We start from the raw sequence: 15,683 nt of genomic DNA on the forward strand, positions 1-15,683 counted from the left end.
GTCGGCGGTCTCCTGGGCGGTCTCGGTAGCCTCCTGGGCATCTGAGTCAACGCAGCAGCGCACGCACCCCGGTCGTATCGGCCGGGGTGCGTTGCATTTTGAGCGTTTTGCGCACTTATCGGTGCCTGCGGGGCCTCCGTGGCGCCGCTTTGCGCACTTATCGGTGAAACGACGACGCCCCGGCTCGGGTGAACCGGGGCGTTCGTCGAGGCGCGCGAGGACTACCGCGGCGCCATGCGCAGCGCACCGTCCATGCGGATGGTCTCGCCGTTGAGGTAGTCGTGCTCGACGAGGAACTGCGCCAGCTGCGCGTACTCGTCGGGCTTGCCGAGGCGCGACGGGAACGGGATGCCGGCCTCGAGGTTCTTGCGGTACTCGTCGGTGACGCCGGCGAGCATCGGGGTGTCGATGGTGCCGGGGGCGATGGTGTTGACGCGGATGCCGACCTGCGCGAGGTCGCGTGCCGCGGTGATCGTCATGGCGTGCACGCCGCCCTTGGACGCGGTGTAGGCGATCTGGCCGATCTGCCCCTCGAACGCCGCGACCGACGCGGTGTTGATGACGATGCCGCGCTGGCCCGAGTCGTCGACCGTGGGCAGGTGCTGCATCGCGTTGGCCGCCAGACGCATCACGTTGAACGTGCCCAGCAGGTTGACGGTGATGACCGTGCGGAACAGCTCCAGGTCGTGCGGGCCGTTCTTCGACAGGATGCGGCCCGCCCAGCCGACACCGGCACAGTTGACCACGGTGCGCAGCGGAACGCCCGACTCGCCGATCTTGTCGATCGCGGCCTGCACGTCGGCCTCGCTCGTGACGTCGGTGGGGATGAACGTGACGCCGGCCGGCACGTTGTCGCCGGCGCGCTCGATGGACTGGGCCAGGTCCAGGCCGAACACGGTGGCACCCGCGTCGGCGAAGCGCTTCGCGGTGGCGGCCCCGAGCCCGGAGGCTGCGCCGGTGATCAGTGCCGCGGTTCCCTGGATTTCCACTGCTCTTCCCTTCGGTCCGGGTCGACCACTGCGGTCGGCCGTGGTGAACTGCACCATAACGCGGGCGTGGACGGCGGCGCTTGTTGGTTGTTACACCGGCCCACCCGATGCCGCCGCGAGGTCGTGCCGGTGCGCCCACGCGGCGACGTCGCCGCGCTCGAGCGCCACGGCCAGCAGGTCCGGGAACCGATCCGGGGTGCACGCGAAGGCCGGAACACCCAGTGCGGCAAGCGCGGCCGCGTTGTCCCGGTCGAATGCGGGTGCGCCGTCGTCGGACAGCGCCAGCAGCACCACCACCTGCACCCCGGCGTCGCGCATCGCGGCCACCCGGGTCAGCATCTCGGCGCGGATCCCGCCCTCGTACAGGTCGGAGATCAGCACGAACAGCGATTCGGTGGGACGAGTGATCAGCGACTGGCTGTAGGCGATGGCGCGGTTGATGTCGGTACCGCCGCCCAGCTGGGTGCCGAAGAGCACGTCCACCGGATCGGACAGCTTGTCGGTCAGGTCCACGACCGCCGTGTCGAACACCACCAGCGACGTGCGCAGCGCCCGCATCGACGCGAGCACCGCGCCGAACACCGACGCGTACACCACGCTCGACGCCATCGACCCCGACTGGTCGATCGCGAGGACCACGTCGCGCTGCACCGCCTGGGACCGGCGGCCGTAGCCGATCAGCCGCTCCGGCACCACCGTCCGGTACTCCGGCAGATAGTGCTGCAGGTTCGCCCGGATGGTGCGGTGGAAGTCGAGGTCGCGCAGCTTGGGGTTGGTGGTGCGGGCCGCCCGGTTCAGCGCGCCCGTCACCGCGGTGTGGGTGGCCCGGGCCAGGCGTTCCTCGATCTCGCGGACCACCCGCTCCACCACGATCCGCGCGGTGCCCTTGGTGGTCTCCGGCATCACCCTGTTCAGGCTCAGCAGCGTGCCCACAAGGTGGACGTCCGGTTCGACGGCCTCGAGCATCTCCGGTTCGAGGAGCAGCTGGGTGAGTCCGAGCCGTTCCATCGCGTCCCGCTGCATCACCTGCACCACCGAGGTGGGGAAGTAGGTGCGGATGTCGCCGAGCCAGCGCGCCACGCGCGGTGCGGAACCGTCGAGACCGGCGCCGCGCCGGGGGTTTCCGTCCACGAGGCCGGCGTCGTCGTACAGGGCGGACAGGGCCGCGTCCATAGCGGCGTCCGACGCCGACGCCAGCCCACCGGTGGACTCCTCGGCGACGCCGCCGAGCAGCAGCCGCCAGCGCCGCATCCGTTCGTCGTCGATCGGTGTGGTCATGCCGGAATCCCCAGGATCAGGGCGGTGGCCGTGAGGGCGCGACCGCCGCGGTCGGTGTCGAGGACGACGTCGGCGGCGGTGACCCGCTGCCCGTCGCGCAGGATCTCGCCGAGCGTGCGCCGCTCCGCGGGGCCGAAGCCGCCGAAGGTGCGGCGCAGCGCCGGGAGCGCGTCGAGGAACTCGTCGGCGTGCAGCCCGGACACCCAGGTGTCGATCAGCGCGAGCAGGTCCCGGTCGTGGACGAGCAGCAGGCCGCTGCCGCCGGCGAACCCGTCGATCCACCGGGCCTTCGCCGCCGCCGCGACGCCGGCCGACAGCGCCCGGCCGACCCGGGCGGTGGTGTCGGCGGTGTCGAGGCGGCCCACATCGCGCAGCAGGCGCACGGCGCGGCCCGTGAGCAGTCCGTCGACGTCGTCGCGTCCGGCCAGCGTCGTCAGGGTGTCGAGCCACCGCTCGGTCGACGCCGGGTCGTCGCGCAGGGTGAGCGCGGCGTGGACGTCGTCGAGCGCGGCGCGCAGTCCGTCGGCGGCGTCGGCGTCGAGGCCGGTGACCGCGGCTGGTAGGCCCGCGCAGATGCGCACCAGCAGGGCGTCGACGACCCGGTCCAGCGCGGACAGGTCGGTGCCGCGCACGTCCCCGTACCGGAGGGTCCGCACCAGCGCCGGCAGCGCCACCATCAGGTGGGCGACGTCGTGGTCGAGGGCCGCGGCGGTGTCCACCGCGTCCAGCAGGTCGGCGACGGTGTCGCGCAGGTCGGCGAGCAGGGCCTGCTCGAGCAGGCCGGTCACCTCGGCCAGCGTGACGTCGGGTCCGGCGGCCCGGTCGCGCACCACGGCCAAGGCGGCGGTGGCGACGGTGGTGCCCCAGCGGGACGCCTCCACCACCGCGACCGCGAGTTCGGGTCGCCAGCGCAGCTTCCAGGTCTCCCGGAACGTGCCGGTGGAGCGCACCGTCGACTGGGCGGGCACCGCCCAGTCCACCGCGAGCAACCGCAGGCGGTGCAGCAGCTGCGACCGCTGCCGGTCGAGGTCGGTGCGCAGGTCCAGGCTCAGTTCCTTCTCCGACGGGGACCGCTTGAGCCGCAACGACTTCGACCGTGCCTGCAGGTCGGCCTCGAGCGGCACGGTCGGGGTCGACTCGGGCACCTCGCCGAGGGACTCGCCGACGACCAGACGCCGGGTCACCAGGTCGAGCAGCACTTCGTCGCCGTCGCACAGCACCGCGCGGGTGGCCTCGGTGACCTCCGCGAGACCCGGTAGCGGCCGATCCCGCAGCGCCGCAAGGGTGTCGGCGAGGCGGGTCGCCTCGATGACGTGTGCGCTCGACACCGGCAGATCCTCGGCGCGCAGCACCCGCGCCACCCGGGTCAGCCACCGGGCGACCGTGTCGTCGGGTTCGGTGAACAGGTGCTCGTACCAGCCGGGGGAGACGATGCCCGCGCCGTAGCCGGACGCGACGGACAGCCGGGAGTGGGTCCACGGCACCCAGGTGAGCGACGCCTTGACCTTGGGGAGCCCGCGCAGCAGGCGGGCGTCCGGCGCGGCCGGGCCGAGGCGTCCGGCCAGCGCGGGTGCGTGCATCGCCCCGCACACCACCGCGATCCGCAACGCCCCCGCCTTGACCGTCGCGCGCAGCACCTGCCGCATGTGGGCCTCGCGGCGCGCGGTCTGCTCGTCCAATTCGACGCCGTCGCGCAGCGCCGCCATCGCCTCGGTGATCGCGTCGAAGGCCGCGGTCGGGTCGTCTTCGTCACCGGGGGAACGGGATTCGACGACGGTATCCCACCACTGCTCGAAGTCGTCGTAGCCGGCCGCCGCCGCCAGCGCGGTCAGCGGATCCGGGCGGGCGGCCTCGTCGGTGTCGCGGTCCGCGGCCAGCGCGAGCGTCGCCGGCAGGTCGCAGAACCGGACGTCGGCGTCGTGGTGCACCGCCCACCGCAGCGCCTGCCATTCCGGGGAGAACACCGCCATCGGCCAGAATGCTGCGCGCGCAGGATCATTCGCGGCGTACCCGAGCAGCGCGACCGGCGGGCGCAACTGGTCGTCCATCGCGAGCGGGACGAGCGCGTCGGCGTCCGCCGGGCCCTCGATGAGCACCGTGTCCGGTTCGAACGCGTCGAGCGCGCGCTGCACCGCCCGGGCGGAACCGGGTCCGTGGTGCCGGATGCCGAACACCCGCACCTGCGCGCCGGTGGTCGCGATGGTCACCCGGCCACCTCGCGGCACGCCCGGTAGAAGTCGTCCCACTCGGTGCGGTGGCGCACCACGGCCTCGAGGTACTCGGTCCACACCACCCGGTCGGCCACCGGGTCCTTGAGCACCGAGCCGAGGATGCCGGCGGCGACGTCCGCCGGGCGCAGGGTGCCGTCGCCGAAGTGGGCGGCCAGGGCGAGTCCGTTGGTTACCACCGAGATCGCCTCGGCGGTCGACAGCGTGCCCGACGGGGACTTGACCTTGGTGCGGCCGTCGGCGGTGACCCCGTCGCGCAGTTCCCGGAACACCGTGACGACGCGGCGGATCTCCTCCGCGGCCGCGGGCACCGGCGGCAGTTCCAGTGCGGCGCCGAGCTGTTCGACGCGGCGGACCACGATCGCCACCTCGTCGTCGGCGCTGGCCGGCAGCGGCAGCACCACGGTGTTGAAGCGGCGGCGCAGCGCCGACGACAGGTCGTTGACGCCGCGGTCGCGGTCGTTGGCGGTGGCGATGACGTTGAAGCCCTTGGCCGCCTGCACCTCGGTCCCGAGTTCGGGCACCGGCAGCGTCTTCTCCGACAGGATGGTGATGAGCGCATCCTGCACGTCCGCGGGGATGCGGGTCAGTTCCTCGATCCGGGCGATGGAACCGTCGCGCATCGCGGTCATCACCGGCGACGGCACCACCGCGGCGGGGGTCGGGCCCTCGGCGAGCAGCCGCGCGTAGTTCCAGCCGTAGCGGACGGCCTCCTCCGCGGTGCCGGCGGTGCCCTGCACCAGCCGCGTCGACTCGCCGGAGATTGCCGCCGCCAGGTGCTCGGACACCCACGTCTTCGCCGTGCCGGGCACGCCGAGCAGCAGCAGCGCGCGGTCGGTGGCGAGCGTCGCGACGGCCACCTCCATCAGGCGCCGCGGACCGACGTACTTCGGGGTGATCACGGTGCCGTCGGGCAGCGTGCCGCCCAGGAGGTACGTCACCACCGCGTGCGGCGACAGTCGCCACGACGGCGGGCGCGGGCGGTCGTCGGCCGCGACCAGCGCCGCCAGTTCGTGCGCGTACTGCTGCTCGGCGTGGGGACGCAGCAGGGCCGGCTCGGCGGTCAGGGTGTCGGTCACGTCAGCTCCTCGTGAAGGTGTCGGCGGTGGGTGAGGATGTCGGCGGCGGCCGCGAACAGCGCCAGTCGGTCGAGGTCTCCGGTGCGGGTCGCGGCGTCGGACAGCGCCGACTCGAGCTCGAACGGGGCGCGGTGGGCGAGCAGGTCGACGGTGTGCCGCAGCTCGGCGGTCCGCGCGCGGGACGCGTACACCCCGGCCATGACCGCGGCCGCGACGTCGTGCGGCCACGGTGCCGCCAGCGCCGCGAGCAGGTTCGGGTCCGGCAGCGCGCCGTCGCGGGTGGCCCGCAGCCGCGCGATCAGGACGTCGCGCGGCAGGTGGGCGGCGACCTGCGGGCCGACGGTGCCGTCGCGGCGCAGCAACGCCGCCGCCCAGTCGGCGTCGCCCTGGGCGGCGACCGCCGCGGACCAGGCGTGCTCCAGCGCCGAGGTGAACGGCTCGGAGACCGTCACGTGCGGCAGATCCGCTGGGGTGAGCCCGATCTCGGGCCACACGGCGAGCGGTGCGGACTGCACGATCAGGGTCAGGCGGTCGTTCGGGCGCGGCGCGGAGCGGTCGTCGAGGCCGTCCCGCAGCGCGGCGTCGTCGAGCCGGTGGGGCAGCCTCACGGTGACGACGCCGTCGGCGACGGTGATCCACTCGCGCAGCCGCTGCGCCATGCGCTGTCGGTATGCCGCGCCCGGCAGGAGACGCAGCACGCGCGCCGCGGCCTGTCGCACGCGCAGGCTGCGGTCGTCGAGCGCCTGCTCGAGCAGCGACTCGTCGTCCGGGCGGAGGCCGACGGCCAGTTCGGCGACCAGGGCGGCGCGCTGCTCGGCGTTCTCGGACCGCCAGCCGGCCGACAGCAGCGCGTTCGCGGCCGCCGGGTCGGCGCGGCGCAGCGCCGCGAACCACCGCCGCCGCACGGCGGGGGCTCCGTGGCGCCAGTCCTCCTCGTCGCCGGTGTCGGGATCGCGCAGCGGCGCCCAGTCGGGGTTGCGGGCGGCGAGCCACTGGCCCCGCGGACCGGCCAGCGCGACCAGCCCGTCCCGGTACCGGGGGAGTCGGACGGCGGCGCCGAGCAGGTCGACCAGCAGGTCCGGCGGTGGACGGAAACCCGCTGCGGCAACGAACCATTCGGGCAGCAGCGAGGAGTCGACGACGAGCAGGGATCGCAGTCGCGCCGCCGCGGCCTCCGCCAGCAGCGGGCGCGGATCGTCGGGGGCGGGCGCCGGCACCGAGGCGGGGGTGGGCGCGCTCGCCCCGGCCAGGAACGCCGACTCGAGCGCTGCCGCCGCGAGCAACGTCGCGGCGGGGTCGCCGCCGTCGAGCGCGGACGCGGTGTCCGCCGTATGCAGGCTGGTCAGCGACACCGTCGAGCGGGCGGTGCCGAGAAGTGCTGTTGCGGTGAGCGATTCCGGGTACGGGCGGATCATGCGGCGCTCACCGTGCCGGCGTCGAACACGGAGGCGGGCAGCAGCGCGGTGCCGTCCCAGTCGCCGCACACGGTGACCGGGTGGCCGCCGGAGACGGCGAGCAACTGCCAGCGCGACGCGTCGTCGCCGCCGACGGGCAGGGCCCGGCCGGTGCGGTCGACGACCTGCCACGTTCCGCCGGCGACGGTGGGGGTGACGTCGGCGAGGAGCATCGGCCACGAGCGGATCCACGGGTCGGCCGCCAGCGCGGCGGCGTAGCCGCCGAGGGCGGTGGCCGGGTCGGTGGCGCCGGGCAGCGTGGTGAACGGCTCCGGTGCGGCGTGCTGGGTGCCCAGCTGCGCGCGGAGCGGTGCGGCCCCCGGGTAGTAGTGCAGGTCGGCGTCGACGATCGTTCCCGGAATGGGTACGGCCGTGGTGAATTGGGCGCTGCCGTGCGCGAAGTCGAGCAGCAGCGCCCAGCGGCCGGAGTCGCGTCCGCGCAGCCACACCCGGCGGGTGACCAGGCGGCCCTCGTCGGCCGTGCGGACGGCCAGCACCTGCCAGCGGTCGCGGACGGGGGGCTCGGCGCGCACCTCGTCGGCGCGGACGGGGACCCCGAGGTGCGTCTGCACCGACCGGTTCAGCGGTTCCGGCAGCCGGTCGCGGTCCCGGAACGCGCGGATCAGCAGATGCAGGCGCGCGTACTCGGTGAGCAGTGGCGCCGGCCAGTCCGGGTCGGTGGCGACCAGGGCCGGCAGGGAGCGCAGCGTCGCGGCGAGGCCTGGTGCCTGCGCGTCGACCATGCGGGCGGCGATCGCGTCGTAGGCGGCGGCGTCGTGGGAGACGGAGCCCAGGCCGGCGACGATCCGGTCGGTCAGCCACCGCTCCAGTTCGTCGAGGCCGGCGGCGATCCGCTCGCTGCGGCGCTCGGCGGTGGCCGGGTCGGGCGTCGCCTTCGCGGACGCGGCGGGTGCGGCGGCGGCGGTGCGGGCCGCCCGGGTGGCGAGCCAGTCGGTGACGAACTCGGGCGCCTCGGCGACCGGCACGGCGCCGTCGGCCCAGCGCATCAACAGGCTCACGGCGTGCTTGCACGGGAACTTGCGGCTGGGGCACGAGCAGCGGTACGCGGGGCCCGTCAGATCGACGGCCGCCAGGTACGGGTTCTTGCCGCTGCCACCGCACGAGCCCCACAGGGCGGCGTCGGTGCGGCCGGTGTCCGTCCACTTCGACGCCAGACCGCGGGCAGCCGTCAACGACGCCGAGTCGGGAGCAGCGGCCGCGACCTGCGCGGGAGACCAGGGTTCTGTCACGTCGGAAAAACGTACGGCAGGTCGCCGACAAGTCCCCAAGCGCGCACGTCGATCGTGGGGACCGTCACGGACGGCGCGCCGCCCAACGACCTTGAAGCTGCCCACTGGATTACGGGTGGGCGGGCGCCGAACGGGAATTCACGGCACGCTCGAGGCCCGCGAGCGGTACCTGAGTTCCCGTTCGTGAACCGTTCCCTGCAGGATCGAGCCATGAGTATCGCGATCAATCCGTCCGCCAGCGCGGAGAACTTCAAGCTGCTGCAGACGGAACCGTTCTTCGAGGTCGTCGTCGATCTTGTCGGGGGATATCTCGCGTCGGCGTTCGACGACCCGGCCTCGTGCGAGGTGGACGAGTGGACGCTGAGCTGTCTCCCGACCACGAACAAGACCGCCGAGCGCGAGCGGCTGTTCACGCTCAACATCGGCCCGATGGAAGTGCTCTATGTGGAGCGGTACACGGAGAACGGGGAGACGGTCGACTTCCGCACCGTGCTGTACACGTCGTTGTCCGCGCTGATGCGCCGCACCGGATACAGCATCGACGGCCTGGCGATGGCCAACCCGCTGCTGCGCTTCAAGCAGACCACGCTGGCGTCCGCGGACGGCGACGGTGTGCTGATCGACTGGTTCCTCTCCGACGAGGGCGCCGACGACCAGTTCTTCGAACTGCCGCTCGACGAGACGACGATCGGCCCTCTGGCCGAGCGGCTGGTGAGCAAGGGTCGTGGCCCGTACGCGCAGTACCACAACCGGTGGTTCGCGCAGCACGTCCTCGACGCCATGAAAGAGGATGCGTGACATGCCAATTCGGCTCCCGAAGGTTCTCGCCGCCGGCGACGACAATGCCGCCGTCGAGGTACTGCAGCAGTACTTCCGTGCGCCTTGGGTGAAGACCGGGAGGCTTCGCAGCGGCGCCCTCTGGGACACGTGGGACAGCACCGGCACCCGCGAGCGCGACACGGACGTCTTCACCGCCGACGACCTGGTTGCGGTCACCCTGCTGACCGTCGAGGTATCCCCGGACGGCGCCGACGTCATCCTTCGCGAGCGGCGCGGCGAGTTCGCGGAACTGCTGTCCGCGGTCGGGCCCGACCGTGACCTCGTCGACGAGGACGAGCTCACGCCCGAGTCGCCGGTGTGCCGCCTCGAGGCCGCCCTGTGGACGGTGCCGAGTGTGGGCCGCACGGTCGCGTCGAAGCTGATCGCACGGAAGCGGCCGCGACTGTTCCCGATCTACGACCGCGTGATCGGCGAAGTCCTGGGCGCCAAGCAAGCCCACTACGAGGCCGTGCGGCAGGCGCTGCGTGCGAACGACCGGGAGCTTCATCGCCGTCTCGTCGCACTGCGATCGGCCGCGGGGCTGGACGACTCGGTTCCGGCGTTGCGGGTGCTCGACGTCCTCGCGTGGATGCAGCTCAAGGCCCCGAACTGACGCCCGGTCGCTGTTTGGGGGCCGATGAGTTTCGCGCTTCCGTCTGGTCGATACCTGTGAGACGAGAATCGACCGAGGGAGGCACGCATGACGATCGAATACGACCTGGGGCCGGCGGCGGCGCAGGCGGCTCGCGTAGCCGAGGGCATTCGCGACGAACAGCTCGATCTTCCGACACCCTGTTCGGAGTGGTCGGTTTCCGATCTGCTCCGACATTTCCTCGAGCTGACGAACGCGTTCACGGCCGCCGCCAGCAAGGCGCCGTTTCCCGGTGACGGCTCCGGCCGGCCGCAGCAGCTGCCGCCGGGCTGGCGGGCGCAGCTGCGCCGGCAACTCGACGCGCTGGCCGCTGCGTGGCGGGACCCCGAGGCCTGGCAGGGGGAAGCCGAGGCCGGGGGCGTCACCCTGCCCGCGGCGGCCATGGGTGCCGTGGCCATCGACGAACTCGTCTTGCACGCATGGGATCTCGCCCGCGCGACCGGGCAGCCGTTCGAGTCCGATCCGGCCAGTGTGGAGGCGAGTCTGGGGTTCGCGGCCGCGATGTCGGTGCCGGGCGAGGAGGCCGGCCGCGAAGGTCTCTACGGTCCCGTCATCCCGGTCCCGGCGGACGCGCCCGACCTCGACCGGCTCCTCGGGTACGCGGGCCGCGATCCGCAGTGGTCGCCGTCCGGGGAGGTCGTCGGCGGGTAGGTAACCGCCGCCGGAGAATTGGGCGATCATGGATCGACACGACGCGGGACCGATCCCTGATGGAGGAAGCAGCGATGGCGGAAAGCTCCGTATCCGGCACCCGACAGCCGGTGGACTACGGCGAGGTGGAGGGCGCGGTCCTTCAGGCGCTGCCGGACGAGGGGCACCGCGGCGTGAACCGGCTCAGCGTCGCGCTCATCACCGACGCACAGTCGTTCGATGCGCTGCTCGCGGCGTTCTCGCGGGTCGAGGCGGCGCATCGCCGTGACGGCCGGTGCTTTCTGACGCTCGACGATCCGAACCAGTGCCTGTACACGAGCGGACACGCGCGCAACAAGCACGATCTGGACGGGGACGTCGCGTACCCGGACGACGACACCGACGACGCGCTGGCCGCCTACGACACCGCGGTGTTCGAGTCGGCCAGAGCGGCGCTCCGAGATCCAGGCCGGGCTGTGCGGTGGGAGGACGTGAGCAGCTCGCTCGTCACGGAGCCGAGCGACATTGAGGCGTTGGTGGCGCTCAATCGCGACCCGGGCCTGGTGGTGGACGACGTGCACGTGGTGCAGTGCCTGCCGACCGCGGACGACACCGATCTGCTCGCCGACCTCCCGAACGGCTACTTCGCCTGCGACTGGACGCCCTTCGAAAGCCACGCGGTGGCGCGCCGGATGGGCGAGCGGCACGGGTACGCGCTCGTCGGGATCGGCGCGTCCACGCTCGGGTTCCTCAACGTCCTCGATCCCGCGCAACGGGACGTCGACGCGCTGATCGCCGATCTGCGGGAGCTGTACGGGCATGGTGACGCCGACGCCTGGACCGAGCTCGGGGACGTGCTTCGCAGCTCGTCGGTGCTGCTCCTCGGTTACACGGAGGACTTCGCGGAGCTCACCGAGAACTAGGGCGCGTCACCGACGGCCTGACAGGTAGCGGAGAGCATCGTCCACCGCCACCGGGTTGGGATCGCGTGGCGAAGCCCTTCCCTACGGGCGGACGGCGAGCACCAGTTTGCCCGTGACTCGGCCCGTCTCGCCCTGTGCGTGAGCCCTCGCAGCCTCGGCGAGCGGGTAGGTGCCCGATACATGCACCCGCAATTGCCCGGAGTCGACGAGCGCGGCGATCGCAGCCATGCCCGCCTGATCGTGCTGGACCAGCATGGCTTTGGCGTTCACACCCAGTTCGGCGGCCCGCTTGGTGACCTCCCCGAAGTCGCTGGGCAAGATCGAGACGAGAACGCCTCCCGGCCTGAGTGTCTCCAACGAGCGCAGCCGGTCGTCGCCGCCGAGCGTGTCGAGGACCACGTCGATGTCGCGCGCCTCCTGCACGAAATCCTCTGTGCGGTAGTCGATGACCTCGTCTGCGCCCAGGCCTCGCACGAAATCTTGCTTGGAGGCCGACGCTGTGCCGATGACGTGCGCGCCGCGAGCCTTGGCGATCTGCACTGCAACATGCCCGACGCCGCCCGCCGCCGCGTGCACCAGCACCCGCTGCCCCGGCTGCACTCGAGCGGTGTCGACGAGGGCTTGCCAGGCCGTGAGCGACACCAGCGGCAGAGCGCCCGCCTCGATGTGCCCCACGGCGGCGGGCTTGGGCACGAAGGCGCGGGCGGAGCCGACGACGTACTCGGCATGCGAACCGGCCCCATGCGGGTAGGGCAGCATGCCGAACACCTCGTCGCCCTGCTCGAAGAGGGAGACGCCGCGTCCGACGGCCTCGACGACGCCGGACACGTCCCAGCCGAGTGTGAAGGGGGGCTCGCCGAGGAAGGCGGCGAACCTGCGGTGCTTCCAGTCGGTGGGGTTCACACCAGCGGCGTGGACGGCGACGAGGATCTCACCGAGGCCCGGTTCCGGCCGCTCGAGCTCGATCTGCCGGAGTACGTCGGGCTCTCCGAGGGTGTCTTGGCTGATGGCCCGCATCGTGTTCTTGGTCATGGATCAATCATGCGGCGGCGCCCTGAACTGCGAAATGGCAAGATGGACAACATTCGATAGAATCCTGCCATGCCCGCTATGGAGGACCGCAGCAGTCCCGACAAGGCGCCGCACCGCGTCGTCGTCCTCGCCGTCGACGGCGTGTACCCCTTCGAACTGGGCATCCCCAACCGGGTCTTCCCCGGAGTCGAGGGCGCATACGAGGTGCTGACGTGCGCGGCGACCGATGATCGAACGGTTTCGACCAACGCCGACTTCACGATCACCGTCGAGCACGGACCTGAGGCACTCGAAAGTGCCGACACCGTCGTCATCCCGCCGTACGACCTGCACCGCATCACAGCCGATCTGCCGGAATCGCTCCAGGCCGCGCTCACCCGCATCCGCCCCGGCACCCGCATCGTCTCCATCTGCACCGGCGCGTTCATCCTGGCCGCCGCCGGACTGCTCGACGGGCGTCCCGCGACCACACACTGGGCGCTGGCCGAGCGCTTCCGCCGGATGTACCCCCGGGTGGCCCTGGACCCTGATGTGCTGTTCATCGACGACGGCGACGTACTCACCTCGGCGGGCGCCGCATCCGGGATCGACGTATGCCTGCACATCGTGCGCTCCGATCACGGCAGCGCAGTCGCCAACGATGTCGCTCGGCGCTGCGTCGTACAGCCCTGGCGCGAGGGCGGCCAGGCCCAGTACATCCTCCAGCCAGTGCCGCCGCAGGAAGCGAGCAGTACCGCCGCGACCCGCGCCTGGGCCTTGGAGCACCTCGACCGGCCAATCGCCCTGCGGGAATTGGCCGCTCACGCCCGGACCAGCCCGCGCACGTTCGCCCGCCGCTTCCAGGAAGAGACAGGGACGAGCCCCGGCCGCTGGCTGATCCAGCAACGCGTGCACCGCGCCCGCCACCTCCTGGAGACCAGCGACCTTCCGATCGACCGGATCGCCATGGAGGTCGGCTTTGGCACGGGAGCGTCGTTGCGGCAGCACCTGCACGCCGCGATCGGGGTGTCTCCGCAGGCATACCGGAACACGTTCCGGGTCCAACCCGCGGCGCCAGGCGGACCATGAGCACCGCGGATCCGGCGTCAGCCGACGCCTGTCGCTATCGCTGCCCACGCCGAGCGGCAGAAACAAGCTCGACGAGCCTGCCGAGGCCGGCGTGGTCGAGTATCAGCGACCGTGCTCGATCCCGGTGAACCGCTGCGCGTTCGACTCCTCGGTAGCGGTGAAGTTCTGCGCGATCTTCTCGAACACCGACTGCATCTGCTCCACGATGGTGATGTGCTCGGCGAGCGCCTGGTCGAGCGGGTACTCGCCGCCCGACGCCTTCTGCTCGAACTTGCGGGCTAGCGCTGTGCCGGAGGGAAGTGTGCCGAAGCCGTCGATACGGCTCAGGCCCGCTGCGCCGCGCTTGATCTGGTCGAGTTCCGCGACAAGTTCGGCGCAGCGTTGCGCACACTGCTTGGCAACGTCTGGTTCGAGATAGAGCTCACCGGAATCGACCTGTGCACCGAGTGCACTCCACAGATTGCCGTTCATCGAGTCTGTCGTCCTGTCATTGGGGGATCGATGGAGCGAGGAGCTGGGCGTTCTGAACCGCGCGAGGGCACGGTCCCTCGGCAGGCGTCTTTCCAGCGAAGTAGCCCGACTTGATCATCACGGTGTCGGTTCCGGATGTGAAGACGACGTCGCAGTACTCGTTGCGCGTATCGGTTACCTCGCGGAATGTGAAGGCTTCGCGACCGCCCAGTTCGATGGGAGTGAAGTTGGTAAAACGGTCGCTTGTGCGCACCTCGTCGAGGCCACGTGCTGTGACGAAGACGGTGATCGCCGTACCGTCACCGCCCCAGTCACACAGATTCCAGCCGGGTTGCTTGACGCCGAGAATATCCCGGGATTCGGATGCCGGATCCACCCCCGCCGCACGCAACGCATCGTCCGGGATGCTGCACGGGTCGAAGGTCGGCTCCCCGGCCTGCGGCTTGGTTGTCTCGGCCTGCCCCTCGACACTTGTCGACCCGCAGCCGGCCAAGGCAAGGACGGCGACTGCGGCCGCAATGACGTATCGCCCGGTGTTCCTCATGCTCTCCCAAACCCCGTCTCGGTGTCGGATTCCGTTGGTGCGCTTCGGCTGTGTATCAGTGCCCGGATTCGATACCGGTGAACCGCTGCGCGTTCGACTCCTCGGTCGCGGTGAAGTTCTGCGCGATCTTCTCGAACACCGACTTCATCTGTCCGACGACGGTGATGTGGTCGGCGAGCGCCTGGTCGAGCGGGTACTCGCCGCCGGTGGCCTTGCGCTCGAACTTGCGGGCGAGGGCGATTCCGGAGGGGAGGTGGCCCAGTCCGTCGATGCGAGCGAGATCCAACGCCTGGGTTCGCATCAGTTCCAGATCGTTGACAAGTTCAGTGCATCGCTGCGCACATTTCTCGGCAACGCCAGGTTCCATGTAGAGCTCACCTGCATCGACCAATTCGCTGATTGAACCCCATGAGGAGCTGTTCATCTTCAGCCTTCCGGTCAGCGGGGGATCGAGGACTCGAGGGCCTGAGCGTTGCGAACCGCCAGGGGGCACGGACCTTCCGGCGGCGTCTTCCCAGTGAGATAACTCGACTTGATCATCAAGGTGTCAGAGCCCGAGGTGAAGAGCACGTCGCAGAACTCGTTCCGCCGGTCGGTCGTTTCGCGGAATGTCAAGGCTTCACGCCCGACGAGATCGACCGGCGTGAAGTCAGTGAAGCGCTCATCCGAGCGAATCGTGTCGATGGACAGGCCTGTGGCGAAGACCGTGACGAAGTAGTCGGGTCCGCGCCACCGGCACAGGCTCCAACCCGGCTGCTTGACGCCGACGATATCGCGAGTGACTGACGCTGGATCCGCCCCCGCCGCCCGCAACGCGTCGTCCGGGATGCTGCACGGGTCGAACGCCGGCTCCCCGGCCTCCGGCTTCGGCGTCTCCGCCTGCCCCTCGATACTTGTCGACCCGCAGCCGGCCGCTCCGAGCACCCCGACTGCCGCGACGACCGCGACACCCCACCGCGTCAGTGACCTCACGCTTCCCCCTCGTTTCGTGACGATTCGCCCATTGGATCAGACGCATCGCGGCGGCACCCGGTTCCATCGAAGATCCCCGTCGTGGAGTGCGGTGACCCGCGCCACCCTTTTCAAAGATACGATCACGATATATCGTGAGTGTGTCGGTTAAGAACGAGAGGAGAAACCGATGAGGAACATGAATCACCGGCGAGGGCCCGAAGACATGCACGGACACCCTGCCTGGGGTGAGGGGATGGGCCGTCAGCGCCGCCATCACCGCCCGTTCGACGCTGAAGATCAGCGAGGGCCCGG

General features: G+C 71.1%; 16 protein-coding genes. 5 read left to right on the forward strand and 11 right to left on the reverse strand.

Translation table 11 applies throughout. From position 1 onward, the window contains the following. Positions 1 to 221: 221 nt before the first annotated feature. The 6 genes from ABTV10_RS00465 to ABTV10_RS00490 form a co-directional block, all read right to left on the reverse strand. Positions 222 to 989: an SDR family NAD(P)-dependent oxidoreductase gene (locus ABTV10_RS00465; RefSeq protein WP_348603037.1), complete on the reverse strand. Its 768-nt coding sequence runs from the start codon at positions 987 to 989 to the stop codon at positions 222 to 224. A 90-nt stretch (positions 990 to 1,079) separates the two neighbouring features. Continuing rightward, positions 1,080 to 2,267 carry a VWA domain-containing protein gene (locus ABTV10_RS00470; RefSeq protein ID WP_499031803.1) on the reverse strand — a complete coding sequence of 396 codons (1,188 nt, stop codon included), beginning with the start codon at positions 2,265 to 2,267 and terminating at the stop codon, positions 1,080 to 1,082. Beyond that, positions 2,264 to 4,474, reverse strand: coding sequence for a DUF5682 family protein (locus tag ABTV10_RS00475; RefSeq protein WP_499031806.1), 2,211 nt, complete (start codon positions 4,472 to 4,474; stop codon positions 2,264 to 2,266). The genes ABTV10_RS00470 and ABTV10_RS00475 overlap by 4 nt, the downstream gene beginning before the upstream one ends. After that, positions 4,471 to 5,574: an ATP-binding protein gene (locus ABTV10_RS00480; protein ID WP_499031809.1), complete on the reverse strand. Its 1,104-nt coding sequence runs from the start codon at positions 5,572 to 5,574 to the stop codon at positions 4,471 to 4,473. Before ABTV10_RS00480 ends, ABTV10_RS00475 begins: the two co-directional genes overlap by 4 nt. Further along, positions 5,571 to 6,989 (reverse strand): DUF5691 domain-containing protein, encoded by a 1,419-nt coding sequence (locus tag ABTV10_RS00485; protein ID WP_499031811.1) that lies wholly within the window; start codon positions 6,987 to 6,989, stop codon positions 5,571 to 5,573. Before ABTV10_RS00485 ends, ABTV10_RS00480 begins: the two co-directional genes overlap by 4 nt. Continuing rightward, positions 6,986 to 8,278 (reverse strand): SWIM zinc finger family protein, encoded by a 1,293-nt coding sequence (locus ABTV10_RS00490; protein ID WP_499031813.1) that lies wholly within the window; start codon positions 8,276 to 8,278, stop codon positions 6,986 to 6,988. The genes ABTV10_RS00485 and ABTV10_RS00490 overlap by 4 nt, the downstream gene beginning before the upstream one ends. Positions 8,279 to 8,488: 210 nt before the next feature. Here ABTV10_RS00490 and ABTV10_RS00495 point away from each other — a divergent pair, with 210 nt between their 5' ends. From ABTV10_RS00495 to ABTV10_RS00510, 4 genes are all read left to right on the forward strand, one after another. Next, complete coding sequence (locus tag ABTV10_RS00495) at positions 8,489 to 9,076, forward strand: hypothetical protein (RefSeq protein WP_499031815.1); 588 nt, start codon at positions 8,489 to 8,491, stop codon at positions 9,074 to 9,076. A gap of 1 nt (position 9,077) precedes the next feature. Beyond that, positions 9,078 to 9,710: a DUF6308 family protein gene (locus tag ABTV10_RS00500; protein WP_499031818.1), complete on the forward strand. Its 633-nt coding sequence runs from the start codon at positions 9,078 to 9,080 to the stop codon at positions 9,708 to 9,710. Positions 9,711 to 9,797: 87 nt separating this feature from the next. Beyond that, on the forward strand, positions 9,798 to 10,400 hold the full coding sequence (locus ABTV10_RS00505) for a TIGR03086 family metal-binding protein (protein WP_499031820.1): 603 nt from the start codon (positions 9,798 to 9,800) through the stop codon (positions 10,398 to 10,400). A 74-nt stretch (positions 10,401 to 10,474) separates the two neighbouring features. Beyond that, positions 10,475 to 11,302: a hypothetical protein gene (locus tag ABTV10_RS00510; RefSeq protein ID WP_499031822.1), complete on the forward strand. Its 828-nt coding sequence runs from the start codon at positions 10,475 to 10,477 to the stop codon at positions 11,300 to 11,302. Between the two features lie 81 nt (positions 11,303 to 11,383). Here ABTV10_RS00510 and ABTV10_RS00515 read toward each other — a convergent pair whose 3' ends face one another. Further along, complete coding sequence (locus ABTV10_RS00515) at positions 11,384 to 12,334, reverse strand: NADP-dependent oxidoreductase (RefSeq protein WP_499031825.1); 951 nt, start codon at positions 12,332 to 12,334, stop codon at positions 11,384 to 11,386. A 69-nt stretch (positions 12,335 to 12,403) separates the two neighbouring features. Between ABTV10_RS00515 and ABTV10_RS00520 the strand changes: the two genes are divergently transcribed. Further along, positions 12,404 to 13,402, forward strand: a complete 999-nt coding sequence (locus ABTV10_RS00520; RefSeq protein WP_499031827.1) for a GlxA family transcriptional regulator — start codon at positions 12,404 to 12,406, stop codon at positions 13,400 to 13,402. Positions 13,403 to 13,504: 102 nt separating this feature from the next. Here ABTV10_RS00520 and ABTV10_RS00525 read toward each other — a convergent pair whose 3' ends face one another. From ABTV10_RS00525 to ABTV10_RS00540, 4 genes are all read right to left on the reverse strand, one after another. After that, on the reverse strand, positions 13,505 to 13,873 hold the full coding sequence (locus ABTV10_RS00525) for a hypothetical protein (protein ID WP_499031829.1): 369 nt from the start codon (positions 13,871 to 13,873) through the stop codon (positions 13,505 to 13,507). A gap of 16 nt (positions 13,874 to 13,889) precedes the next feature. Continuing rightward, positions 13,890 to 14,417 (reverse strand): DUF3558 domain-containing protein, encoded by a 528-nt coding sequence (locus tag ABTV10_RS00530; protein WP_499031831.1) that lies wholly within the window; start codon positions 14,415 to 14,417, stop codon positions 13,890 to 13,892. A gap of 55 nt (positions 14,418 to 14,472) precedes the next feature. Beyond that, positions 14,473 to 14,718, reverse strand: a complete 246-nt coding sequence (locus ABTV10_RS00535) for a hypothetical protein (protein ID WP_499031833.1) — start codon at positions 14,716 to 14,718, stop codon at positions 14,473 to 14,475. A 137-nt stretch (positions 14,719 to 14,855) separates the two neighbouring features. Further along, the gene (locus tag ABTV10_RS00540) at positions 14,856 to 15,389 is read right to left on the reverse strand and encodes a DUF3558 family protein (RefSeq protein WP_499031835.1); all 534 of its coding nucleotides are present in this window, start codon (positions 15,387 to 15,389) and stop codon (positions 14,856 to 14,858) included. Positions 15,390 to 15,683: the final 294 nt, after the last annotated feature.

It is taken from the genome of Paraburkholderia sp. RHO2, assembly GCF_050955445.1.
In the GTDB taxonomy this organism is placed as follows: Bacteria; Actinomycetota; Actinomycetes; order Mycobacteriales; family Mycobacteriaceae; genus Prescottella; species Prescottella agglutinans_A.